Genomic DNA, 21,499 nt, shown 5'->3' with positions numbered 1-21,499 from the left:
TTGATTAAAAAATGGTTAGAAAGGTATTAAAATATAGGTGCGAAATGCCTTGACTTTAGAATCATTTTAAAGAGCATCATGTAACAATCATATGATTGTTAGCTATTTAAGTAAAAGAAATTGAACTTTTGCAGTCCAACACTGTAATAAGTAAAATCTTAAATATCAGATAGCGACTATAATCTTTATGAAACGTTTTTTTACTCTCTTTGCTCTTCTGGTAAGCTTTGCAACCTTTACCTACGCACAAACCGGCCGTGAGGTACATGGTATGGTAGTTGACTCGACCAAGCAGGCCTTACCTGGTACCACCATTAAGTTAACATCCGATGCTAATGATAACGCAACTACTATTGCCAACGGCGAAGGAAGGTTTTCGTTCACTGGCATAAAGGGTACTAAGCTTAACCTGTCTATTAGCTCAATAGGCTTTGAAGGTATTATAAAACACTACACGTTAGAAAACGATGGTAAGGCCGCTGATGTGGGCACCGTTACTTTAAAGGCACAATCAACCCAGTTAGGGGTAGTAACTGTAGTGGGCACTAACCCTGTAACGCTTAAAGAAGATACAGTTGAATACCGGGCCAGTGCTTATAAAGTACGCGCTAACTCTCCGGTTGAAGATCAGTTGAAACGTATACCTGGTGTAGATGTAGATGCTACAGGTAACGTAAGCGCACAAGGCAAGCAGGTAACTAAAGTGCGTATTAACGGTAAAGACTTTTTTGGGGGCGACGTACAAACAGCAACCAAGAACCTGCCAGCAGATTTGGTAGAAAGTTACCAGATTGTAGATGATTACGGCGACCAAGCCAACGTGACTGGTATCAAAACCGGCGAACCTAACAAAATATTGAACATCACCATCCGTAAAGATAAAAATCACGGATACTTCGGCCAGGCAACTGCTGGTGATGGTACTGACGCATTGCCTAAGAATCCCGGCGTGAGCAACGATAACCGTTACGTAGGTTTACTAAATGTGTTTAAGTTTAACAACGACCAGCAAATAGCTGTATTGGGTAACATAAACAATACCAACGTGAACACCTTTTCGTTCGGTAGCCCAACAGGCGGCGGTGGCGGTGGTAACCGTGGTGGTGGCGGCGGCGGCGGATTTGGTGGCGGCGGCGGTGGCCGTGGTAATGCAGGTCGCGGAGGTGGCAGCGGCCAAACCAGTAATCAGAATGGTATTAATACCAATAAAACTATCGGGACTAACTTCCGCGACCAATGGGGCAAAATGTCTGTTTATGGCAGCTACAGTTTTGAAGATAAAAACGTTTATACAAATAGCCGCAATTATCAGCAAAATGCAGGTGTAGGTAACTTAAGCGACCAAACCAGTCAACAAACTGATAATAACATCAACCATCGTTTAACCTGGAACATGGAATACAGGCCAGATACATTGAATTATTTCAAATTGACACCTACGTTTTCTTACACAAGCACCAATACGTTTGCAGATGAAGATTTAAACTCGGTTCGCATAAGCCGTAACGCTATTACACAAAAATTAGATACCACAAGGCTTGTTTACAATACAATAACTAATAGCACGTCTACCTCACCTAATTATGGTGCTGTATTATTGTATAATCACCGTTTTAACGCACATGGTAGAAACTTAAGCGTAAATGGTTCTTTTAACTCATCACGTAATTTCAACTATGACAATCCGATTTATACCTATGATGCAACCAGTACAAGCAGGTTAAAAATTCCGGGAAATCAAATTATCAATACTTATTACAGATCAACAACCTCAGGTATTAGCTTGTCTTACATTGAACCATTAAGCACTGTATCTTTTTTAGAGTTCAATTATGCGTACAATCATACTTATAATAAAAATGATAATTTGACCGACACAGTTGGGACAAATGGACGACTTGCTAATTATCCGATAGGAACCAGTAATTATAGCTACACCTTTATTACAAATCGTGTAGGCTTAAACTACCGTTTCATTAAACCTAAATATAATATCACTTTGGGAGCTGGTTTATTACCCAGCAAGTTAAGCGGATCAGGTACGTCTTTTGATGCTATCAGCCAAACCAACGTAAATCCAACAACTGAAAAAAGCACTTTAAATTTTGTACCAACAGCTCGCTTTAGTTATAATTTTTCCAGAAGTCAATCTTTGAACTTTAATTATAGCGGATCTAATAATCAGCCGTCTTACAGTCAGTTAGTACCTGTAGTTAACTTTTCAAATGCACAGTATCCGGTACAAGGTAACCCCAACTTGAATCCTGAATTTACTAATAACTTCAATTTACGTTATAATAAATTCAGTTTTGAAACCGGAAATATATTTTTCACTAATTTGAGTTTCACTCAAACTAATAATAAAATCGTTACTACATCAACTGCATATCCTACTACATTTAGTCAAACAGCATTAGGCGCAAATCCGGGACTGGCAACCTTTCAAAACACTATTTTTTATAACTATCGTAATGCTGATGGCTTTTATCAGGGACAGGCAAATGTTTTATTTGCTAAACCTTGGGCAGCACGAAAGTATACTTTATTGTTAGGTGCACAAGTTACTTATGCCAACAATGTTTCTTTCGTTAATACTGTAAACGAGAATAACATTGCAACACCGTTTGAAAAAAATATTGCAAAAAATCTGTCGTTTGCTCCAAATCCGCGTTTTAGGATAAACATATTAGACAAAATTGATTTGGAAGCAGGTGCCAGGTATACAATTAATAAAACAACAAACTCCATTGATAATACAGCAAATTCATTAATAAATCAGCAAATTACAGGCAATACAAACATCCGCACACTTGATTTGACACTTAATGGAAAGAACTATGTATGGAAAGACTGGACCTTTAGCTATGATTTTACACGTACAGTTAATTATGGTTACAGCTTCGCTGTTCCCAATCCTAACATCTTAAACGTTTATTTGGAGCGCCGCTTCTTGAAACAAAATGCAGCAACCATTCGTCTACAAGGATTTGACTTATTTAATCAAAATACAGGTTTCTCATTTACCAGCGCTAATAACTCAACTACACAAACCCAAGTCAACCGTTTGGCTCGCTACTTCTTACTAACATTCACCTATCGTCTGCAAAAGTTTGCTGGTCGGTCGCCAATGCAAGGCGGTGACGAGCGCGGTGGCCGTCGTGGCGGTTTTGGCGGTGGCAATCGTGGTGGTATGGGAGGCGGTCCTGGTGGCCCTGGCGGACCAGGTGGCCCGAATATGGAGTAATCCAATCCTAATATAAAAGAAAACCCCGGCTGAATATTCAGCCGGGGTTTTCTTTTATAAACTAAGTAAAAACTTATGCTTTTTGTAATACCTCGTTAATGGTTCTTTCCAACTCGTCCAGGTCAAAAGGTTTTGCCAGGTAGGTTTCGGCACCAGCATGGTCAGCCAGTAATTGGATATCGCTATTAGCCGAAAAATATACCACCGGGATATTTTTTAAATCTTCGTTGCTTTTTAAGGTTTGTGTAGCCACAATGCCGCCCGAATCAGGGATCCAATTATCCATCAGGATAACGCTTGGCATTACAGATGATACCTTCTCGACAATGTTATTACAATCGGTATAGGTATGCACCTGCCAGCCTTGCTCCTCTAAAATATAAGCACAAATTGACAGGATATCTTCGTCGTCATCAAATATGACGATCTTTTTTGCATCATTGTTATCCATAGGTATAGTAATGTAGTATTACAAACTTACAATATAATTTTGAGTTTAAAATTTAAAATAATATTAGAATCCTAAATATTTGCGTAACAAAATTATACAGCAGGGGCCGCTACGCATTTTTTTCTGCCCACTGTTTAAATTTTTCAAACGTTTCGTTAGCACTGTCAATTACTACCTTATCCTCTTCAGATGATTTTGTGAGTTTATTGAGGACATCTTTAAAAGAATCCCATTTAGCTTCGGTATCATCACCATAACCGTTAAAAAAGGATAAACCTTCACCATTGCTTATTCCTAACTGTTGTGCCATCATTTTGCTGATGATTTTACCGCCCAGGGTTGAGCCTTCAATAACATATAATGCGGCGTAGGCTTGTAGTTTGTTTTTTATCTGTGGTAAATTTTCACCACTCGCTTTGCTCATAGGGTGGCCACCTAAAGTTTCAATATCGTTAGCGAGTGCTTGTGCTTTGCGGCGTTCTGCGTAATCGCTTAATTCACTTTGGTTAATGTATTGGTCAATCAACGTCTCGAGGCCACCAAAGTAAGTGTAAAACAGTTGTAGCAATTTAACATAATCTTCTTGGCTGCGGATGGCTTTCATTCGGCCCACCAGCATTTTTTCTAATTGCTGATGGCTCTGCAGCGTATCTTTTTTTAATTGTTCGGCAAGCATATAATTAATACAGGTAGATATAATGTTTAAACAAGTATATTGTTCTTAAAAATTAGTTTCCGGCCCAGCCTTCGCGGTCAAGGCTCCTGAAATGAATGGCTTCGGCCAGGTGCTCTAGCGCAATGTCATCACTACCGGCTAAATCGGCAATAGTACGGGCAACTTTTAAAATACGGTCATAAGCACGTGCCGAAAGGCCCAGCTTTTCCATCGCCTTTTTTAATAAGTTTTGGCCGGCCTCGGTTATTTTGCACAACTCCCGTACCATTTGTGAGGTCATTTGTGCGTTGGCATGTAAATCGGGCTTATTGCCAAAACGTTCTACCTGTATTTCGCGTGCTTTAATTACACGTTCGCGTATACTTTCGCTGCTTTCGGCTAAGCGGTCAGATGCCAGTTCACTAAAATTAACCGGGGTAACTTCTACATGTAAATCTATACGGTCAAGCAACGGGCCCGATACTTTGCTTAGGTACCTTTGTACGGTTCCCGGCGGGCATACACACTCTTTTTCGGGGTGATTGTAGTAGCCGCAGGGGCATGGGTTCATGGAAGCCACCAGCATAAAGCTTGAAGGGTAATCGACCGTAAATTTAGCACGCGAAATGGTAATGCGGCGTTCCTCTAGCGGCTGGCGCATCACTTCGAGTACGCTACGCTTAAATTCAGGTAATTCATCTAAAAATAAAACGCCGTTATGTGCCAGTGAGATCTCGCCGGGCTGCGGGTTTCCGCCGCCGCCGACCAGTGCAACATCGCTAATGGTGTGGTGAGGCGACCGGAACGGCCTTGTGGTGACCAGTGCATCGGCTGCAGCCAGTTTGCCGGCTACCGAGTGTATCTTGGTGGTTTCGAGCGATTCTTGTAGGCTCAACGGCGGCATAATAGAGGGCATCCGCTTTGCCAGCATGGTTTTGCCAGCGCCGGGTGGCCCGATTAGTATCACATTATGCCCGCCGGCTGCAGCTATCTCTAATGCACGTTTAATGTTTTCCTGACCTTTAACCTCGCTAAAGTCGCTGGCGTAGTTGCACAGGCTGTCGTAAAATTCTTCGCGTGTATTAACAACGGTACGCTCAAGCTCGGCATCACCGTTAAAAAATGAAGCTACCTCGCGGATGCTTTCTACGCCATAAACCTCCAGGTCGTTTACAATGGCTGCTTCACGCGCATTTTGTTTGGGCAGGATAAAGCCCTTGTACCCTTCTTTGCGGGCTTGTATAGCAATGGGCAAGGCCCCTTTAATAGGTTGCAGGCCGCCATCTAACGATAGCTCGCCCATAATAAGATAACGATCAATTTCGGCGGCTTGCATCTGGCCGCTGGCTGCCAATATCCCGGTTGCAATAGTTAAATCATAAGCCGATCCTTCTTTGCGTATATCGGCCGGTGCCATATTAACAATAACCTGCTGGCGCGGCATCTTGTAACCGCAGTTTTTTAAGGCCGACTCAATGCGGAAATAGCTTTCTTTTACGGCAATGTCGGGCAGGCCTACAATAAAGTATTTGGTTCCGGCGGCAATGTTTACCTCAACGGTAATTGTGGTTGCCTGTATACCATATACGGCGCTGCCAAAGGTTTTAACTAACAAAGTGATGCGTTTAAATTTGAAGCACTAAATATATTAAAATATAAAAGTTTTGTTGGTTTATTGTGCTCAACTATGCCGCTATAAGTAGGTATTATTGCTTTTTAGATTTCGCTTTTAATTTTGCTTTTTCCTCATTTTGTTTAACCCTGTACGCTACTATGCGCTTAATCAAATCAAGCGGTATAGGCTGGTTTAACAGAAACTGCACCTAACCTTTACCGGCTTTATAGCAGGATAGGTGGTTTTTAAAAAGCTTCATGACCTTTGGGGGTTAGCGTAAAAACTTACGTAAGGTTTATAACTTGCAAAGTAAACCAGGTTGCCTTTTAATTTAAACGCAGGCATTGCATAACTAATGGTTTCTTCGGCGTCGGGCGCTGCTTCATGTATAGCCCAACGCACCTGCTCCAGCAGTTGCTGTGTCTGTGGCTGAAAGGCAGCGATATACTCGTTGATAGTTAGCGGGCGCCGATCTGCTACCATTAATCTAACCCGCATTTCTTGCCCGACTCAGTTCCTGAGCGGCAATTTGGGGTTTAAAGAAGAAATAGGTCTGGCTAAAGTAACTGAAGAAAATAATAAACCCGGTGGCAATAATTTTAGATACGGTTGGGTAAAGGCCCACATAATCAACCAGTGTTTTAAGCAACACCACATTTAACAAAATACAAATGGCATTTACGGCCATGTACCGGTACAACTGTGACTTTTTGCTTAACCCCGACGCTTTAAACACGATATACCGGTTTAAATAAAAGCCAGTGCAAAACGATATGCTGAAAGAGAAAATTAAAGCTGCAATGTGCGGACTTACCGTATAATGAGCAATAGGCAAACCTTCTTTTTTAAACAAAAAGTTGTAGCTTAGGCTAAACAGCAGAATGTCAAACAACGTATTAGAGCCACCGCAAGCAGCATAACGAAAGGTTTGTAAGGGCATTAATTTCTTAAACGGTGCGTAGAAAAAATCAATACTGCTTAATATGGTATGCTTAATAAAATAGTGAATTTTGAACATTATTTAAACGGCGGCAATAAAAATTAACTAAAATTAAATAATTGTACCGTTTGGTGCAACGTTATTCATGCTTAAAAGAGCTTTTTAACATTTATTTAACAAATATAAGTAAGGTTAATTATTTGCTCATGATTTTTTTCATGGCTTTAACTATCATATCTGCAATGCGCTGATTGCCTTTATCAGAGGGGTGCAGACCATCATAAGCCATGCCGATAGCCTCGGGTGGATATGGGTATTCGTCAGTTTCGGGGTTAAAGGGTATTTGGGTAAAGTCTGGATATTTATAGTTTTTGTATTGGCCGGTGGCTGGGTCTTTCAGGCGTTTAAAATTTATAAGATTTTTTTGGGTGATTTTACTTTTATGGTAGAGGTCTACTAATTCACATTTTTCATAGTGTGCAATGCTATCTACCGCTTTGGCAAAATCTGTAAGTTGCTGACCATCTTTGGCTTTGTAGGAGCCATAGGCGTTGTTTTTAGAATTGTTGATGTAAACAAAGTCCGACCGTTGCAACGGAGTAATTAAAATGATTTTTGCGTCGGGATTTAAACTGTGTATTTTATTGATGATAGTACGATAGGCTCCATACACGGTTTGGTTACCGGTAGCGTTTTTATAGTTAGTAAACGTGCCTAAGGGCTCGCTATGCCACCAATCATTGGTGCCTAAAAATACACTATAAATATCGGCCTTAACCAAGCCAAGTTTTTCAATTTGCTGCGCGATGCGAACTACTGTCCAACCGTTATGGCCCTGGTTAACGTATGCTAACTGAGGCAGCCTTTCAACCACCCGTGTAAGATAGCCTTTAGTAACCCGGTTGCCGGTTTCATTGGTATGATCGTTTAAATACGTGATAGAATCGCCAATGGCTACCCAAGTGACTTTCTTTTCGGAAAACGACAAAAACAGGAAGCCTGCTGCGATGAGTAAGAGGAGCAGTGTTTTCATGAGTGTTAATTAAGGAAATTGCTATTAATGCATTGTGGCTGATTGCGGCTTATCAAGAAAGCCAAGAAGTATAAGTCTTAACCAAAAAGGCGTATTGATGAACAGGGTACGCTATACCATGATCATCTATACGCCCCAATTGTATCCGTTGCTATCACTTAAAAAGATACTGCTAAACCGGCTAAAGCTACCTCATGGTCTTGCTCAACCGAACCGCCAGACACACCGATGGCACCTATAATCTCGCCCGCAGAGTTTTTGATCGGTATCCCACCTGGAAAGGTAATTAACCCGCCGTTTGATACCTCAATTTGGTATAGTGCTCCGCCAGGTTGTGATAGCTGTCCGAGCTTGCCGGTTTCCATATCAAAGTAGCGGGCGGTTTTAGCTTTTTTTATAGCAATGTCGATAGAGCCCAACCAAGCATTCTCCATACGGTGAAAAGCTTTCAGGTTTGCGCCTGCATCTACAATAGCAATATTCATCGGCACACCAATTTCTTTAGCTTTTTGTTTCGCAGCACTGCTAATGGCTTCTGCCTGTTTTAATGTAACATCCATGTTTAATAGTTTTTATTACACTAACAGACAAGCCACTACATAGAGTGTTTTACCAAATGCAGTTTATCTGCCTAATGCTACAGACAAAATACAAATGGCAATTACATTAATCAGCAATACTACCGACCATATATTTTTATTGCGGCGGCTTAATAAAGCCAGGCGGTTGTTAACAGATGCCATCCATTTGTTGTTAAGCAACACATAATAATTGAGCAGGGTAAAAAATACCATGCCTACCAATATGCAGGTAGCCAGCGTAAGATTCATGTGCACCAAGTGCGATTTGGCCATAAATTGAGCCGTTAACAATACGCCCGTTAATAGTATGATTAATAAAAAGCTGGTATTAAACAGTGATTTAGGTTGAGGAATTTTACCACCGCCAAAATTTTTGATGATCCACCGGTGTAATGCTATATAAGCATGTTGATATTGAGTAGTCATAGCTGTAAAGTTTAAATTGGTACTACCTTTGCCGTTGTTTATTTGGCTATTTTTATTTTATACAATATTAAATTTTGTTATTTGTTTTTGGAAATAAATTTTGATAAATAATTATACTAGTTAAGAATTATCTGTAGGTCTTTACTTATAGTCTTGTATAACACTTGGTATAAAAGCAAACCGCCATGCTAATTAATTCAGCATGGCGGTTTAATTTTAGTCTGTATTCCTGACGCTATATTTTATAACCTAAAACTTACATTTTCGGCATTTTGCGCATCATGTTGGCCATAGCGGCAGGGTTACTTACCTGCTTCATAATTTTACGCATATCTTCAAACTGCTTAATCAGGCGGTTTACTTCCTGAATATCGGTGCCTGAGCCAGTAGCAATACGTGCCCGGCGGCTTTGGTTAATGCTGTCGGGGTTAGCTTTTTCGAAAGGAGTCATGGATTGAATAATCGCTTCGATAGCTTTAAATGCATCATCGCCAATTTCCACGTCTTTCATCATTTTGCCTACACCTGGTATCATGCCCATCAGATCTTTCATGTTACCCATTTTTTTGATCTGCTGTATCTGGCTGTAAAAGTCGGTAAAGTCAAATTTATTTTTGCGAATCTTCTTTTGGAGTTCGGCGGCTTGTTTTTCGTCAAACTGCTGCTGAGCACGCTCTACTAATGAGATCACGTCGCCCATGCCCAATATACGCGAAGCCATACGGTCGGGATGGAAAACGTCCAGCGCTTCCATCTTTTCGCCCGTACCAATAAACTTGATAGGCTTGTTAACTACCGATTTAATAGATAGCGCTGCACCACCGCGGGTATCACCATCCAGTTTGGTTAGTACCGCACCGGTAAAGTCAAGGCGATCATTAAACACCTTGGCCGTATTTACCGCATCCTGACCGGTCATGGCATCCACCACAAACAAAATCTCGTGCGGGTTAACGGCAGCTTTAACCTGCTCAATCTCCCGCATCATGGCCTCATCAATAGCTAAACGGCCGGCGGTGTCAATAATAACTACATTGTTTCCATTTTGTTTAGCCTGGGCAATACCCTCAAGGGCAATAGCTACCGGGTCTTTCGATTCTAGGTTAGCATAAACCGGGATGCCTATTTGCTCGCCCAATACCTGTAACTGCGTAATTGCTGCAGGGCGGTAAATATCATCAGCTACCAGTAATGGCTTCTTATTTTTCTGCGTTTTTAAAAAGTTAGCCAGCTTACCACTAAAAGTAGTTTTACCGGCACCGTTTAAACCTGCAATTAAGATGACGGTTGGCGTAGCTGGAAAAGTAATTTCGGCAGTAGTGCCACCCATTAGGGCCGTTAGCTCATCATTCATGATTTTGGTGAGCAACTGGCCTGGCGAAATTGTGGTCAACACGTTTTCGCCTAATGCTTTTTGCCTTACCTCATCGGTAAAGGCTTTAGCGGTTTTATAGTTTACGTCGGCGTCCAGTAAGGCTTTTCTAATTTCCTTCATGGTTTCGGCCACGTTAATTTCAGTAATAGTTCCTTGTCCTTTCAGAACTTTAAACGCCCTGTCGAGCTTATCGGAAAGATTTTCAAACATGCTTTTTCTAATGCTTTAATTTGAGGTTACAAAGGTATTAATTTTTGCGGTATGTTGTGTTTGTAAGTTGCAGAGAACGAGGGTTTGAGATTTGACCAGTGATACTTTGGTAACAAAGTGGGTTAAAATTAAAACAAGTACATTTTATAACTAAATAATTAGTTATTTGTCATAAGTAAATGGTATCTTGCTTTTACTTTATAAAAATTTAAATTAAGTTTATGAAAGTATACCAACACAAGTGTAAAAGCACGGCAATAGCTTGTATACTTACAGCAATATCTTTTGCTGCAACGGCACAATCAAAATCTCCCATTAAAAAAGATACTATTCATTCAACCATTGGCGCAAATCCGGTTATCAAAGACGAAAGCGGAAAAATCCTGACATTCAATCAAATGATTGCGCTTACTAAAACAGGCGATTACAAAGTGGATAAAAAGTTGGATAAAGATAACAAGCCGTATTTATTGGTACAAAAAGCACCTGGTTTTGCGCCACGCCCTGAGTCGCCTCCGGTTGTGGTAAGGCCAAACCACTAAACAACACGATTATTGCTTACGGGAATTTATAAATTACACCCAATGTAAGGTTTTCGTTGCCCTGTATAGACGGTGAGGTGTCCTTATCAAACAGAGCCACACCTGTAATAGTTACTGCAATTAAACGGTTAACACGTGCAGCTAAAGTTAAATCCAGGCGATGGTCGACGTTTTGCAGCGACCTGCCATAGGGGACGAATATGTTATAACGGGTAGTTAAATGCAGGTTTTGCATAATGTCTTTGTCAAACAAAGCAGTAGCCTGAAATGCCAGCTCGTTTTTAAACGTACGGCCCGGCGTTACACCGTAATTGCCCGACAGGTTACGATAAATGGTAGTATCCAACACAAAGGTTTGGCGTGCTGTACCTGTACCTATACGTAAATCGAAGTAAGAATTTGGCTTATACTCAAAACCCAACGACTCGGTGACATAGCCCGGCGACATAAAATTTGAGATCAGTAACGGGCCGCGATTAGCATCGTAATTAAAACCTTTATCAAACTGCGATTCAAAGCTCAACGAGCCGTAAAAGAACCAGCTTTTAGATAACTGTGTAGCTAATTTATTATCCCAAAAAATGCGGTCGTTGGTTTTGCGCGAAAGCTGGCTGCGGTTTTTAGAGCGGCCGTATAATAAAATAAGCTGTGTAGTGTAGACAAACGGTTGTTTGTTATACTCTAATTTAAAATCGAGGTTACCACCCAGGGCAAAAGAGTTAACACCGCCACCGGCCCAGTTATTACTAAAACCTGATTGATTAAAATTAAAACCTAAGGTGACCGTTTTATGCCAGTAACTTACCTTATAATCGAGCATGGTTATAGGGATGAGCTCGGGTGCAATTTGTACAGGGCGCAGGCGTTGCGGTAAAGCATTACGGGGCGTACCCAGCCGGTAGCTATTAAGCAGGTTAGTGTCTATTTTAATATTTTCGCGGCGGATGCTGTCGGCACGGCGCAAGCTGTCAGCTAGGCGAATATTTTGTACACGGAGCAGGCTATCGGTAACGCGTTTCAAACTATCTGTTTGTTGAGCCTCAGCTACCGAAGTGCAAAATATAAATGCCAGAAATATCCCTAATATCGTTCGCAACATATTTATCAGCAAATAAAACGAAAATGAACTTGCTTTAAAAATTCAATCTTTAATTAAATACTCATAACCTTATTTTAAGTAGCTCATCCATGCGTACAACTTGCGTGTTTGCAGGTAGTTAACGTTTTTTTCGTGCTGGTAAGCCTCGCGCTCAAAAACTATTTGCATGTAAGCCTGGTGGTGGTTATTATACTTAAAACGGTTAATGATGTAATTTACCAGATAAAGTACATAAAAAGGTATGACCAGCATCTCTGCTGCCTGCCTCAGGTGTATGGTTTCGTGCCTGATAAGTACCTGGTCCTGCTTCATACTTTGGCGTTTCACCAGGATGAATGGAAACAACGCCATGCCGTCAACCTTCAAAAATGGAGCTGTAATAACTAGATACTTCATTTTATTCTGGTTGTAGCTGCGGTAACGCCCTCACATTAGGGTTACGCATAAAGCGCTTTATGTTTGATTTGATGTAAGTAACAAACTCATAATCGCTTGCTGTAGTAACCAGATAATAACTCGGGCGGTAGCGCGTCATAAAACTGGTAAGCTGAGGGTCTTTAAAACCAGTAACCTGTTGCACCAATGTTTTGTTAAAACGCTGATCAACTACATTGGTGCGGTAATCCTGCTCAATAATTTGCCTCAGATGTTCGGCATTGCGCCCGCTTTTACTAATCATGTTCCAGATGGCATCAATGCTGATTCCGGCTCCTGCGCCAGGCGATATGCTCAATAAGTCGCGATGATTAAGGGAGCCGTATATTTTGCTGTATTCGCGCTGCGTTTGCTCCAGTTTCTTTTTTGCCGAAAGCACCGTATCGCGTACATTAACTTCTTTAAGTACAATACTGCTGGCTTTTAAATAAACAGCCAAATCATTATAATTCTGTACTTTGAGGGTGTCTGTAAAATAGCCGAATTTACTTACCACCAAGGCGTCACCAACTTTAATATTGATTTTAAATTCTGCTTTAAGGTTGTTATAAACTGACTGGCCACTACGCAAATTGCGCAGATTTACCCGGGCTATACGTTCTTTTGTGGTTTTATCAAACACCAGGCCCTGCACAGTTTTTTCTTGTGCAAATGCAACCGTTGCCATCAGCCAAAAAACAATCAGAAAACCTAATTTCACGATGCAGAATTACCCTATTTAAATAAGATTGTTGAATAATTTAACTGTTTTTAACAGTTAGGGTTTAACCTAATGGTTAAAACTATTTGCTCACTATTATTTGCTGACCGATTTTGATACTGTTATCCGGCAAGTTGTTCAGCGCTCTTAGTTCGTCAACCGTAAGGCCAAAACGCCGCGATACCGAATATAGTGTATCGCCGGTAACAACGGTGTAAAGTTGATGGTTAGGAGTAGCCTTAATAATCGAGTCTTTAACGGCCTTGCCAATATTTTGGTTAATCTGGCTCAGCACACGGTCTTCGCGTTTTATCTTCTGAATTTCACCTTCCGGGCGGTCATACTGGTCGAGGTGATATTTTTGAATAGTGTTGATGAGTAATTGGGGATACTTAGGGTTGGTGGCGTAGCCGGCTTCTTTTAAACCATAGGCCCAGCCTACATAATCATTTTTATCCAGTTCAAACAACCGGGCGTACCGTTTACGTTTTAAAAATTCTGAATGATCGCGGTACGAGTCTTCGGGATTATTGTATACTCTAAAGCAATCATTCAAATTGTCATCATCTTTAAAATAACTCCGGCCTTTCCAGTCAGAGGTGCATTTGATACCAAAATGGTTATTAGCTACTTTGGCCAGTTCGCCATTGCCAAAGCCTGATTCAAATAGTCCCTGTGCCAGTGTAATACTGGCCGGAATACCGTAAAGGTTCATTTCTTTTACAGCAATGTCTTTAAACCGGTCAATGTAAGAGTTTACCGTGTAGGCAGAATAGGCACCAATAGTCTGCCGGTTTTCATTTTGTATGCGCTTGTTGTTTTCGTGCGCTACATCAGTAGGGCTTAATACTTTTTTACGGGCAGCACATGATGACAGCACTACAACCAACAAAAGCCAGTAACCTTTATTTTTTAACACGAGTAAAATTTTAAGGCTATAAAATTAAAGCATTGCTTTTTAGGAAGCAATGTAAAAGCTTACTTTATCACAGTGTTATTTTGGCAGGATGCCCGTCGGATTAATTACGTTTTGGTTCTGCTTTTACCGAGTCGGGCTGCTCATCATAAGCATGCAATTCGTATTTGCGGATAAGGCCTAAAACCTGATTGCCCCAGGCACGGCTGCTGGCGTAACCACTGTGCTGAATGCCTCTTACCCAGCTTTTATAATCGTAATGGCTAAGGCTTTGAGCTAAATGACTAAACTGCTTACGCTCAGTCATGATGCGGGCGAAATCCTGAAAAGAATCTGAGGCGGAATCGTATTGTTTATAGGAGGAATGTGTACGCTTTTGTCCTGAATAAGATACCGGGCTTTTGCCTTTCATCCCGAAGTGATTGTTTTGGGTACGTGCTAATTTGCTGTTTCCGCTGGCCGATTCGTGCATAGCGATCGCTAAAATGATGCTGGCAGGCACTCCGCTCTCGTGCATAATGCGAATGGCATTACTTTTGAACTTATCAATGTATGATTCTGAAGCGTTGTTTGTTTGTGCTGAAGCAGCAAAGGTGGAAGTTAGCAAACATGCAAACAGTAAGATTTTCTTCATAATTTACTTTTTTCTGATGACGAGCACTCCGTCTCGCACAGGCAGTATGAGTTTTTCAACCTGTGTGTTAACAGCAATGGCGTCATTTAGTTTTCTGAAAAGCTCGGTATCGGCATCTGTTGCTTCGCCGTACACTTTACCTTTCCACAAAACATTATCAATTATTATTAAACCTCCCGGCCGTATTTTGTCGATCATCAACTCAAAATAAGTCAAATTGCTCTTCTTATCTGCGTCAATAAAACAAATATCAAAAAGTTTATCGGTAAATCCAAATATAACTTGCTTAGCATCACCTATATGCAGTTCGATGCGGTTGGTAAAGCCAGCTAATTCAAAATTTCTGCGCAGGGTTTCTTCCTGCTCGCGGTTCACTTCAATCGTATGTATTTTGCCGCCTTCGGTTAGTCCTTCGGCCAGGCAAATGGTTGCATAACCAGTAAATGAACCAATTTCCAAAATCAGTTTTGGGTTTACCAGTTTGCTCAGCATGCTTAGCAAGCGGCCCTGGTAATGGCCCGACAACATATTAGGTTTTAACTGCTTTAAATGCGTTTCGCGATTAATTTTTTTTAATGCTTCAGGCTCCGGATCACAGTGCGTTTCCAGGTAAAGCTGCAGTTGCGGATCTAAAATTTCCATCCGGTAAAGGTAAGTATTTTGATAGCCGGTTGGTTGATGATAACTAAGGCCCTGATATCACAATAAAGATGGGGCTATGCCATACGTCTTTTTAAACACAAAGGAAAAATGAGACAAATCTTCAAAACCTACTTCCAGGTAAACTTCGGAAGGGCGCCGGCCTTTTTCTTTAATTAGATGATAGGCTTCTTTGAGGCGTTGCTGTTGCAGCCACTTACTGGGCGTAGTGTGAAAGAGCTTTTCAAAATCGCGCTTAAAGGTTGCCAGGCTGCGGCCCGTTAAATAGGCAAAGCGCGGCAGGCTCACATTAAACTTGTAATTTTTGATCATAAAGGCTTCTAAATCTATCTTACCCGGGTCAGTAAAATCAAACAGCACCTCCTTAAGGTCAGGATTAGTTTTAAGCAAAATCAGTAAGGCCTCTTTAACTTTCAATTGAATAAGGTCCTGATGGAAGGCATGTCCTGATAATTGTTCGTAAGGTTGAAGCGAGTGCAGAAAGCTTTGATATAATGGGTTGTGCTGCAGTACAGTTATGGCTTTGTGTATATGCAACTTATTTGCTGTATAATCATATTCATAACTAAATTGACGTAATGTATCCTGATCAAAATAAATAGATAAAGATTTGAACTCGCCTCCGGCAGACGGCGGAAGTTTTGAGAATTTAAGCAAATGGTTACGCTGATGAAACCGGATATCACCCTCGTTAAAAAGATAATTTTGTTCACCGTCGCTGATGGCGACAGAACCTGCAATTTGAAAACTTAAAATATGCTCGGGTACAAACTGTTCGCCCTCGCGGCTGCGTGTATGGTAGCATGAGTATAATATATGCGGTAATGCAGTCTGTTTTGCGGCATTCATCTTAAAATCAAATATACAACAAGTGCAAGGCTCCGGCTTGCACTTGTTGTGATGTTTATTCTACACCTTTTATTTTCGCATAAGCCTTACCTGCTTCTGTCTCTAAAAAGTCTGTCGCATCGTCAGCATCTGTCGAGGTTGATATAGGTAGCCATTGCTCAAATTCGGCTTTTCGTAATTTATCCGTTTGCTGCAGCATGGCTGCCGCTTCGCTGCCCAGTACTAAGTGTACCGGCGGTTCAGGGTGTTCGGCTAAGTCAACCAATACTTTGGCCGCCTTGTCAGGGTCGCCCATGGGCACAAATCCGTCGCCTTTTAAAAATTGCATTACAAAGCCAACCGTTTGCTCGTATCCCTCAACCACGGGGGCATAACTCATAGAGGCGCCTGACCAATCGGTTCGGAAACCGCCAGGCTCTACCGAGGTAACCCTGATGCCCAATGGCGCTACCTCGCGCGACAATGCTTCGGCAAAGCCGCTTAAGCCAAATTTGGCAGCCTGGTAAATGCTAACGCCTGGCGTGCCAATGCGTCCGCCTATTGAGCTGATCTGCATGATACGGCCAGAGCGCTGCTTACGCATATGGGGTAATACAGCGCGTGTAAGTTCAATAGGGGCATATAAATTAGTTTCTAACTGGCTGCGCACCTGCTGGTCAGTAAAAGCCTCGGCGGCTCCGGTAATACCAAACCCGGCATTATTTACCAAAACATCAATCCGGCCAAACCGGTCTATGGTTTGTGCAACCGCTTGCTTGATTTGATCCGGACTGGTTACGTCTAATGGTAATACTAAAATTTGCTCCGGGTAATCTTTTGTTAATTCTTTTAGATGTTCGGGGTTGCGAGCCGTAGCTGCTACCTGGTGGCCTGCTGCCAATGCCGCTTTAGTAATGCTTCGGCCTAATCCACGGGCCGAACCGGTAATAAACCAAACTTTTGTCATGTTCTTTAATAATTAAGTACAACACAAAAGTCAGGTTAAATTGAAGCTTACACTTTGTTATGAAGCTCAATGTTGGTTTGTTAAAAGGCTCAAACTCAAAACCGCCCAAACGATCGCTGCTCCATCCACGATTGCAGTAATATCACCGCCGAAACCGTATCCACCAGTGCCTTATTTTGACGGCCGGCCTTTTTTACGCCGCCAGCTAAGATGGCAGCCGACGCCATTTTTGAGGTAAAGCGCTCGTCCATCATTTCAACAGGTATTTCGGGGAACGTCTTTTTTAGCAAATTAACAAAGCCTCTGACGTGTATGGCCGATTGCGATGGCGTATTGTCCATTTGCTTAGGTTCGCCTACTACAAAGGTTTCTACCTGTTCGGAGTGCAAATACTTATTCAGGTACTCAATAATGTCTTTCGGATGGATGTTATCCAGCCCGGTAGCAATCATTTGCAGCGGATCGGTTACAGCAAGGCCAATACGCTTGGTGCCATAATCAAAAGACATTACTCGGGCCATAGTGATTGTGTTTTTTATTATAGTGTTATAAAATGCAAACTTACCAATTGTCGGGCATTATTGGCTCGGTTAGCATTTAACACTATTGTCATTACTTGCCTCCTAAACTACAATTGACAACGCACTAATAAAAAATTTATATCTTGCACCAATGCAGTTTAAAGATATTGTAGGGCAGCAAGCTGTAAAGCAACGTTTACTCAATACAGTTCACGAGAACAGGGTAAGTCATGCGCAATTATTTCTGGGGCCCGAGGGTTCAGGGTCATTAGCGCTGGCTGTTGCTTATGCCCAGTATTTATCGTGCGAGGACCGGAAAACCGACGACTCATGCGGGGTATGTGCTTCCTGTCGTAAATATGAAAAACTGGTACACCCCGATCTGCATTTTTCGTACCCGTTCTTTGCTTCTGATAAAAACGACACGGCCTTGAGCTTTATTGAGCAATGGCGCGAGGCGCTGCTTACGCATCCGTACCTCAGCCTTGATATATGGCGCGGTTACCTGGAAGCCGAAAACAAACAGGCCAATATCAATATTGCCGAGTGCCACCAGATTATCAAGAAGCTGAGCCTAAAGCCATTTGAGTCGGTTTATAAGATTTTGATTTTGTGGCTGCCCGAATATCTGGATAAAGAAGGCAATACACTGCTTAAAATTATTGAAGAGCCGCAGCCTAATACCGTTTTCTTACTGGTTGCACAAAATCAGGATCAGATTTTAAATACCATTTTGTCGCGTACACAGTTGGTGAAAATACCGGGCTTAACATACGATGTTGTGCGTAATTATTTGGTGAGTGAACGTGGCGTGCCTACCCAAACCGCAGAAGAAGCCGCTTACCTAAGTAACGGTAATTTAACCGAAGCATTGGCCATGCTGCAACAGGAAACCAATAGCTTCCATGCCGATTTTGTAGACTGGCTGCGCAAGTGCTATGGTAATAAGGGATTGGATATAATGAAGTTTGTGGAGCGTATTGCCAAAGCCGGACGCGAACCGCAAAAGAATTTTATACGCTACGGCATCAGCTACATCAGGGAGTGCTGTTTGCTATTGGGTGGTGCCGGCAGCCTGGTGCATTTGCCTGCGGCCGAAAAGGAAACTGCGCAAAAAATGGCGGGAGTGATGAATATGGAAATGGCCGAAGCCATTAGCGAAGTGCTCGAAAAAGCACACTATGCAGTTGAACGAAATGCAAATCCTAAAATTTTGTTTTTAGATGTATCTTTGCAGATTATTAAAATATTACACTTTAAAATTATCCCGAAAGGGAACCAATATATATAACTGAAAATGGGATGTGGAAGTTGCTCTACCGGGGGCGGATGTACACCGGCAGGCTGTAAAAGCAATGGGTCATGCATGACCAATGGCTGCAGCAAGCTTGATGTATATGATTGGCTGGCGCATATGGATATGCCGTCGAGCTATAAGCCTTTCCAGGTAGTTGAGATAAAATTTAAAGGATCGCGTAAGGATTTTTACCTTAACGCCGACAATATATACCTCGAATCGGGCGAATTGGTGGCTGTTGAAACCGCAACCGGCGGGTACGACATTGGTCACGTATCGTTAACGGGCGAGCTGGTACGAATGCAGATGGTAAAACGCCACGTTAAAGAGGCGGACGTTACCAAAAAGATATACCGACGTGCTACGCCCACCGATGTGGATAAATGGAAGATGGCCAAAGAGCTGGAATGGGAAACCATGCACCGTGCCCGTAAACTGGCGCTCGACCTTAATTTATCTATGAAGATAAGTGACGTAGACTACCAGGGCGATAAAACCAAAGCTACCTTTTATTACACTGCCGAAGGCAGGGTAGATTTTAGGGAACTGATTAAAAAGATGGCCGAAGCTTTCCGTATCCGTATTGAGATGCGGCAGATTGGTATGCGCCAGGAGGCCAGTCGTTTAGGAGGTATAGGTTCCTGCGGGCGCGAGTTATGCTGCTCAACCTGGTTAACCGATTTTAAAACGGTTTCTACCTCGGCTGCACGTTACCAGAACTTATCATTAAACACACTAAAACTGGCCGGACAGTGCGGTAAGCTCAAATGCTGTTTAAATTACGAGTTGGACGGCTACATGGATGCGCTGAAGCATATACCCGATAACGTGAACGTTTTACGTACCGAAAAGGGCGACGCCAGGCTGCAAAAAACGGATATTTTTAAACGCATGATGTGGTTTAGCTTACCCGGTGCCGAAAACTGGATACCGCTTACCATTGCTCGCGTTAAAGAAGTACAGCGTTTAAACAAGGAAGGCATCACCCCGGAAGAGCTGGATGATGTAATAGAGACTAAAGAGGCACCGGTAAAAGTACTGGACTACGAAAACGTAGTTGGACAAGATAGCCTGACCCGTTTAGACGAGCGCAGCCAGAACCGTAACAATAACAACAAAAAGAAAAAAAATAAAAAGCCTGGTGCACCACAGGGCAATGGGCAGCCGCAACCAGCACAAGCTGCTGAAAGAAAGCCGCAAGGCAATAACAATAGTAATAATAATCAGCAACCTGTTGCCGATAAAAAGCCTCAAAGCAACCAGCCAAGGCCTAAAAATCAGCCTAAGCAAAATAATCAGCAAAGGCCGGACAGCCAGGGTAAACCTAATAATGCGCCACGCCAAAATACGCCTGTAACTGCTGCCATGGCTAATGATGCAAAGCTGGTAGATGGGACAGCCGAAAACGCAAAAGCAGGCGGCGAAGGCGCTAAGCGCAACAATCGCAGGCACAGGGCTAACCGTAACCGTAGTAACAATAACCAGCAGCCTAACGCTCCGCAAGCATGAAGTTAGCAGCCTGCAATAAAGCATTTTTACAACCATCTGTTGCCATTATACCTGGCAACAGGTGGTTTTTATGTTACAGATTTCCCTGTTTTATTATTGCTTTGCTGTTTGCCTTTACAAGTTGTTCAGACCCCAGTCGGGTAATGGACGAGAGTGTGTCTATTGCCAACCATAATTGGATTTACGGTAACAAAATAAAGTTTGATGTAGATATTAAAGATACCCAGGTATCTTATAATTTGTATCTGAACGTTAGGGTAACTTCTGCTTACCGTTACTCTAACATGTTTGTACTGGTATATCAAAGCCAGGGGCCAACTAAAAAAGCTACCACTACCCGGTACGAGTTAAAACTGGCCAGCCCAACCGGCGAGTGGTTAGGTAAAGGCTCAGGCAGTATGTATAGTTATCAAATTCCTTTTAAACAGCAATACCGTTTCCCGGCTGCAGGCAAATATCACTTTGAAATTGAACAGAATATGCGCGACAACCCGTTGCGCTCGGTAAGTGATGTAGGCTTGCGGGTAGAAAAAGCAGAATAGCTACGAGCCGAACATACCACCAAACAGTTTTATGTTTGCCCTGTTGAAATGTAAACAGAGATCATGAAAAAGCTACTCTTTATAATTGTGATGGGCGCCGCTTCTTTAGCAGCTTGTAAAAGCTCGACCAGCAAAACTGGTGGTGATGTAGCCGATTCAGGATTTCATGGCAGTTCGGGTCCGGTAGATACCGGAAAAGCGGCCGGATCGGGCACCACGATGGGAAACTCAACCGGTGGCACTGATACCAGTACTATTGGCAAAGGCGTTGCTACACCGCAAACAGACAACACGTCGGCTAAGCCGTAATCAAATAAAA

The 21,499-nt window shown here is 42.2% G+C and carries 24 protein-coding genes; 6 read left to right on the top strand and 18 right to left on the bottom strand.

Annotated features, from left to right (window positions below; all coding sequences use genetic code 11):
• Positions 1 to 187 precede the first annotated feature (187 nt).
• Entirely contained in the window at positions 188 to 3,244 is a 3,057-nt protein-coding gene (locus tag AAGR14_RS22555; protein WP_342646506.1) for a TonB-dependent receptor, read from the top strand.
• Positions 3,245 to 3,317: 73 nt separating this feature from the next.
• Here AAGR14_RS22555 and AAGR14_RS22550 read toward each other — a convergent pair whose 3' ends face one another.
• The 9 genes from AAGR14_RS22550 to ffh all read right to left on the bottom strand — a co-directional run bounded on the left by AAGR14_RS22550 (position 3,318) and on the right by ffh (position 10,530).
• A complete protein-coding gene (locus tag AAGR14_RS22550; protein WP_342646505.1) occupies positions 3,318 to 3,695 on the bottom strand; it encodes a response regulator in 378 nt (125 codons plus the stop codon).
• Positions 3,696 to 3,804: 109 nt separating this feature from the next.
• Positions 3,805 to 4,371 carry a biliverdin-producing heme oxygenase gene (locus AAGR14_RS22545; protein ID WP_342646504.1) on the bottom strand — a complete coding sequence of 189 codons (567 nt, stop codon included), beginning with the start codon at positions 4,369 to 4,371 and terminating at the stop codon, positions 3,805 to 3,807.
• Positions 4,372 to 4,423: 52 nt separating this feature from the next.
• Positions 4,424 to 5,965, bottom strand: a complete 1,542-nt coding sequence (locus tag AAGR14_RS22540) for a YifB family Mg chelatase-like AAA ATPase (RefSeq protein ID WP_342646503.1) — start codon at positions 5,963 to 5,965, stop codon at positions 4,424 to 4,426.
• 255 nt (positions 5,966 to 6,220) lie between these two features.
• Positions 6,221 to 6,448, bottom strand: coding sequence for a DUF1801 domain-containing protein (locus AAGR14_RS22535; protein ID WP_342646502.1), 228 nt, complete (start codon positions 6,446 to 6,448; stop codon positions 6,221 to 6,223).
• A 4-nt stretch (positions 6,449 to 6,452) separates the two neighbouring features.
• Positions 6,453 to 6,983: a GtrA family protein gene (locus AAGR14_RS22530; RefSeq protein ID WP_342646501.1), complete on the bottom strand. Its 531-nt coding sequence runs from the start codon at positions 6,981 to 6,983 to the stop codon at positions 6,453 to 6,455.
• A gap of 118 nt (positions 6,984 to 7,101) precedes the next feature.
• Complete coding sequence (locus AAGR14_RS22525; RefSeq protein ID WP_342646500.1) at positions 7,102 to 7,938, bottom strand: SGNH/GDSL hydrolase family protein; 837 nt, start codon at positions 7,936 to 7,938, stop codon at positions 7,102 to 7,104.
• 158 nt (positions 7,939 to 8,096) lie between these two features.
• Positions 8,097 to 8,498, bottom strand: a complete 402-nt coding sequence (locus tag AAGR14_RS22520) for a heme-binding protein (RefSeq protein WP_342646499.1) — start codon at positions 8,496 to 8,498, stop codon at positions 8,097 to 8,099.
• Between the two features lie 63 nt (positions 8,499 to 8,561).
• Complete coding sequence (locus tag AAGR14_RS22515; protein WP_342646498.1) at positions 8,562 to 8,945, bottom strand: hypothetical protein; 384 nt, start codon at positions 8,943 to 8,945, stop codon at positions 8,562 to 8,564.
• A 256-nt stretch (positions 8,946 to 9,201) separates the two neighbouring features.
• The gene (gene ffh, locus AAGR14_RS22510; protein WP_342646497.1) at positions 9,202 to 10,530 is read right to left on the bottom strand and encodes a signal recognition particle protein; all 1,329 of its coding nucleotides are present in this window, start codon (positions 10,528 to 10,530) and stop codon (positions 9,202 to 9,204) included.
• A 221-nt stretch (positions 10,531 to 10,751) separates the two neighbouring features.
• Between ffh and AAGR14_RS22505 the strand changes: the two genes are divergently transcribed.
• A complete protein-coding gene (locus AAGR14_RS22505; RefSeq protein WP_342646496.1) occupies positions 10,752 to 11,072 on the top strand; it encodes a hypothetical protein in 321 nt (106 codons plus the stop codon).
• 16 nt (positions 11,073 to 11,088) lie between these two features.
• Here the strand turns inward: AAGR14_RS22505 and AAGR14_RS22500 are convergent, their stop codons facing one another.
• The 9 genes from AAGR14_RS22500 to ruvX all read right to left on the bottom strand — a co-directional run bounded on the left by AAGR14_RS22500 (position 11,089) and on the right by ruvX (position 17,832).
• Positions 11,089 to 12,171: a DUF3078 domain-containing protein gene (locus AAGR14_RS22500; protein ID WP_342646495.1), complete on the bottom strand. Its 1,083-nt coding sequence runs from the start codon at positions 12,169 to 12,171 to the stop codon at positions 11,089 to 11,091.
• A gap of 69 nt (positions 12,172 to 12,240) precedes the next feature.
• Complete coding sequence (locus AAGR14_RS22495; protein WP_342646494.1) at positions 12,241 to 12,567, bottom strand: hypothetical protein; 327 nt, start codon at positions 12,565 to 12,567, stop codon at positions 12,241 to 12,243.
• A 1-nt stretch (position 12,568) separates the two neighbouring features.
• Positions 12,569 to 13,306, bottom strand: coding sequence for a hypothetical protein (locus AAGR14_RS22490; protein WP_342646493.1), 738 nt, complete (start codon positions 13,304 to 13,306; stop codon positions 12,569 to 12,571).
• 82 nt (positions 13,307 to 13,388) lie between these two features.
• Positions 13,389 to 14,225, bottom strand: a complete 837-nt coding sequence (locus tag AAGR14_RS22485) for a glucosaminidase domain-containing protein (RefSeq protein ID WP_342646492.1) — start codon at positions 14,223 to 14,225, stop codon at positions 13,389 to 13,391.
• A gap of 100 nt (positions 14,226 to 14,325) precedes the next feature.
• Positions 14,326 to 14,856: a glucosaminidase domain-containing protein gene (locus AAGR14_RS22480; RefSeq protein ID WP_342646491.1), complete on the bottom strand. Its 531-nt coding sequence runs from the start codon at positions 14,854 to 14,856 to the stop codon at positions 14,326 to 14,328.
• A gap of 3 nt (positions 14,857 to 14,859) precedes the next feature.
• Positions 14,860 to 15,498: an O-methyltransferase gene (locus AAGR14_RS22475; RefSeq protein WP_342646490.1), complete on the bottom strand. Its 639-nt coding sequence runs from the start codon at positions 15,496 to 15,498 to the stop codon at positions 14,860 to 14,862.
• A gap of 57 nt (positions 15,499 to 15,555) precedes the next feature.
• Positions 15,556 to 16,365, bottom strand: coding sequence for an AraC family transcriptional regulator (locus tag AAGR14_RS22470; protein WP_342646489.1), 810 nt, complete (start codon positions 16,363 to 16,365; stop codon positions 15,556 to 15,558).
• Between the two features lie 55 nt (positions 16,366 to 16,420).
• Positions 16,421 to 17,311, bottom strand: coding sequence for an SDR family oxidoreductase (locus AAGR14_RS22465; RefSeq protein ID WP_342646488.1), 891 nt, complete (start codon positions 17,309 to 17,311; stop codon positions 16,421 to 16,423).
• A 95-nt stretch (positions 17,312 to 17,406) separates the two neighbouring features.
• Positions 17,407 to 17,832 (bottom strand): Holliday junction resolvase RuvX, encoded by a 426-nt coding sequence (ruvX, locus tag AAGR14_RS22460; protein WP_342646487.1) that lies wholly within the window; start codon positions 17,830 to 17,832, stop codon positions 17,407 to 17,409.
• A 151-nt stretch (positions 17,833 to 17,983) separates the two neighbouring features.
• Here ruvX and AAGR14_RS22455 point away from each other — a divergent pair, with 151 nt between their 5' ends.
• From AAGR14_RS22455 to AAGR14_RS22440, 4 genes are all read left to right on the top strand, one after another.
• Positions 17,984 to 19,123, top strand: coding sequence for a hypothetical protein (locus AAGR14_RS22455; RefSeq protein ID WP_342646486.1), 1,140 nt, complete (start codon positions 17,984 to 17,986; stop codon positions 19,121 to 19,123).
• Between the two features lie 6 nt (positions 19,124 to 19,129).
• On the top strand, positions 19,130 to 20,638 hold the full coding sequence (ricT, locus tag AAGR14_RS22450) for a regulatory iron-sulfur-containing complex subunit RicT (RefSeq protein WP_342646485.1): 1,509 nt from the start codon (positions 19,130 to 19,132) through the stop codon (positions 20,636 to 20,638).
• Positions 20,639 to 20,781: 143 nt separating this feature from the next.
• Positions 20,782 to 21,180, top strand: coding sequence for a gliding motility lipoprotein GldH (locus AAGR14_RS22445; RefSeq protein ID WP_342646484.1), 399 nt, complete (start codon positions 20,782 to 20,784; stop codon positions 21,178 to 21,180).
• Positions 21,181 to 21,243: 63 nt separating this feature from the next.
• A complete protein-coding gene (locus AAGR14_RS22440) occupies positions 21,244 to 21,489 on the top strand; it encodes a hypothetical protein (protein WP_342646483.1) in 246 nt (81 codons plus the stop codon).
• Positions 21,490 to 21,499: the final 10 nt, after the last annotated feature.

This window comes from Mucilaginibacter sp. CSA2-8R (assembly GCF_038806765.1).
GTDB lineage: Bacteria > Bacteroidota > Bacteroidia > Sphingobacteriales > Sphingobacteriaceae > Mucilaginibacter.
This window is presented reverse-complemented; position numbering and strand designations above follow the sequence as displayed.

Bases quoted from the DNA above. Each gene is read 5' to 3' on its own strand.
- AAGR14_RS22555 (WP_342646506.1), top strand. From the start codon at position 188: ATGAAACGTTTTTTTACTCTCTTTGCTCTTCTGGTAAGCTTTGCAACC.
- AAGR14_RS22550 (WP_342646505.1), bottom strand. From the start codon at position 3,695: ATGGATAACAATGATGCAAAAAAGATCGTCATATTTGATGACGACGAA.
- AAGR14_RS22545 (WP_342646504.1), bottom strand. From the start codon at position 4,371: ATGCTTGCCGAACAATTAAAAAAAGATACGCTGCAGAGCCATCAGCAA.
- AAGR14_RS22535 (WP_342646502.1), bottom strand. From the start codon at position 6,448: ATGGTAGCAGATCGGCGCCCGCTAACTATCAACGAGTATATCGCTGCC.
- AAGR14_RS22530 (WP_342646501.1), bottom strand. From the start codon at position 6,983: ATGTTCAAAATTCACTATTTTATTAAGCATACCATATTAAGCAGTATT.
- AAGR14_RS22525 (WP_342646500.1), bottom strand. From the start codon at position 7,938: ATGAAAACACTGCTCCTCTTACTCATCGCAGCAGGCTTCCTGTTTTTG.
- AAGR14_RS22520 (WP_342646499.1), bottom strand. From the start codon at position 8,498: ATGGATGTTACATTAAAACAGGCAGAAGCCATTAGCAGTGCTGCGAAA.
- AAGR14_RS22515 (WP_342646498.1), bottom strand. From the start codon at position 8,945: ATGACTACTCAATATCAACATGCTTATATAGCATTACACCGGTGGATC.
- ffh (WP_342646497.1), bottom strand. From the start codon at position 10,530: ATGTTTGAAAATCTTTCCGATAAGCTCGACAGGGCGTTTAAAGTTCTG.
- AAGR14_RS22505 (WP_342646496.1), top strand. From the start codon at position 10,752: ATGAAAGTATACCAACACAAGTGTAAAAGCACGGCAATAGCTTGTATA.
- AAGR14_RS22500 (WP_342646495.1), bottom strand. From the start codon at position 12,171: ATGTTGCGAACGATATTAGGGATATTTCTGGCATTTATATTTTGCACT.
- AAGR14_RS22495 (WP_342646494.1), bottom strand. From the start codon at position 12,567: ATGAAGTATCTAGTTATTACAGCTCCATTTTTGAAGGTTGACGGCATG.
- AAGR14_RS22480 (WP_342646491.1), bottom strand. From the start codon at position 14,856: ATGAAGAAAATCTTACTGTTTGCATGTTTGCTAACTTCCACCTTTGCT.
- AAGR14_RS22475 (WP_342646490.1), bottom strand. From the start codon at position 15,498: ATGGAAATTTTAGATCCGCAACTGCAGCTTTACCTGGAAACGCACTGT.
- AAGR14_RS22470 (WP_342646489.1), bottom strand. From the start codon at position 16,365: ATGAATGCCGCAAAACAGACTGCATTACCGCATATATTATACTCATGC.
- AAGR14_RS22465 (WP_342646488.1), bottom strand. From the start codon at position 17,311: ATGACAAAAGTTTGGTTTATTACCGGTTCGGCCCGTGGATTAGGCCGA.
- ruvX (WP_342646487.1), bottom strand. From the start codon at position 17,832: ATGGCCCGAGTAATGTCTTTTGATTATGGCACCAAGCGTATTGGCCTT.
- AAGR14_RS22455 (WP_342646486.1), top strand. From the start codon at position 17,984: ATGCAGTTTAAAGATATTGTAGGGCAGCAAGCTGTAAAGCAACGTTTA.
- ricT (WP_342646485.1), top strand. From the start codon at position 19,130: ATGGGATGTGGAAGTTGCTCTACCGGGGGCGGATGTACACCGGCAGGC.
- AAGR14_RS22445 (WP_342646484.1), top strand. From the start codon at position 20,782: ATGGACGAGAGTGTGTCTATTGCCAACCATAATTGGATTTACGGTAAC.
- AAGR14_RS22440 (WP_342646483.1), top strand. From the start codon at position 21,244: ATGAAAAAGCTACTCTTTATAATTGTGATGGGCGCCGCTTCTTTAGCA.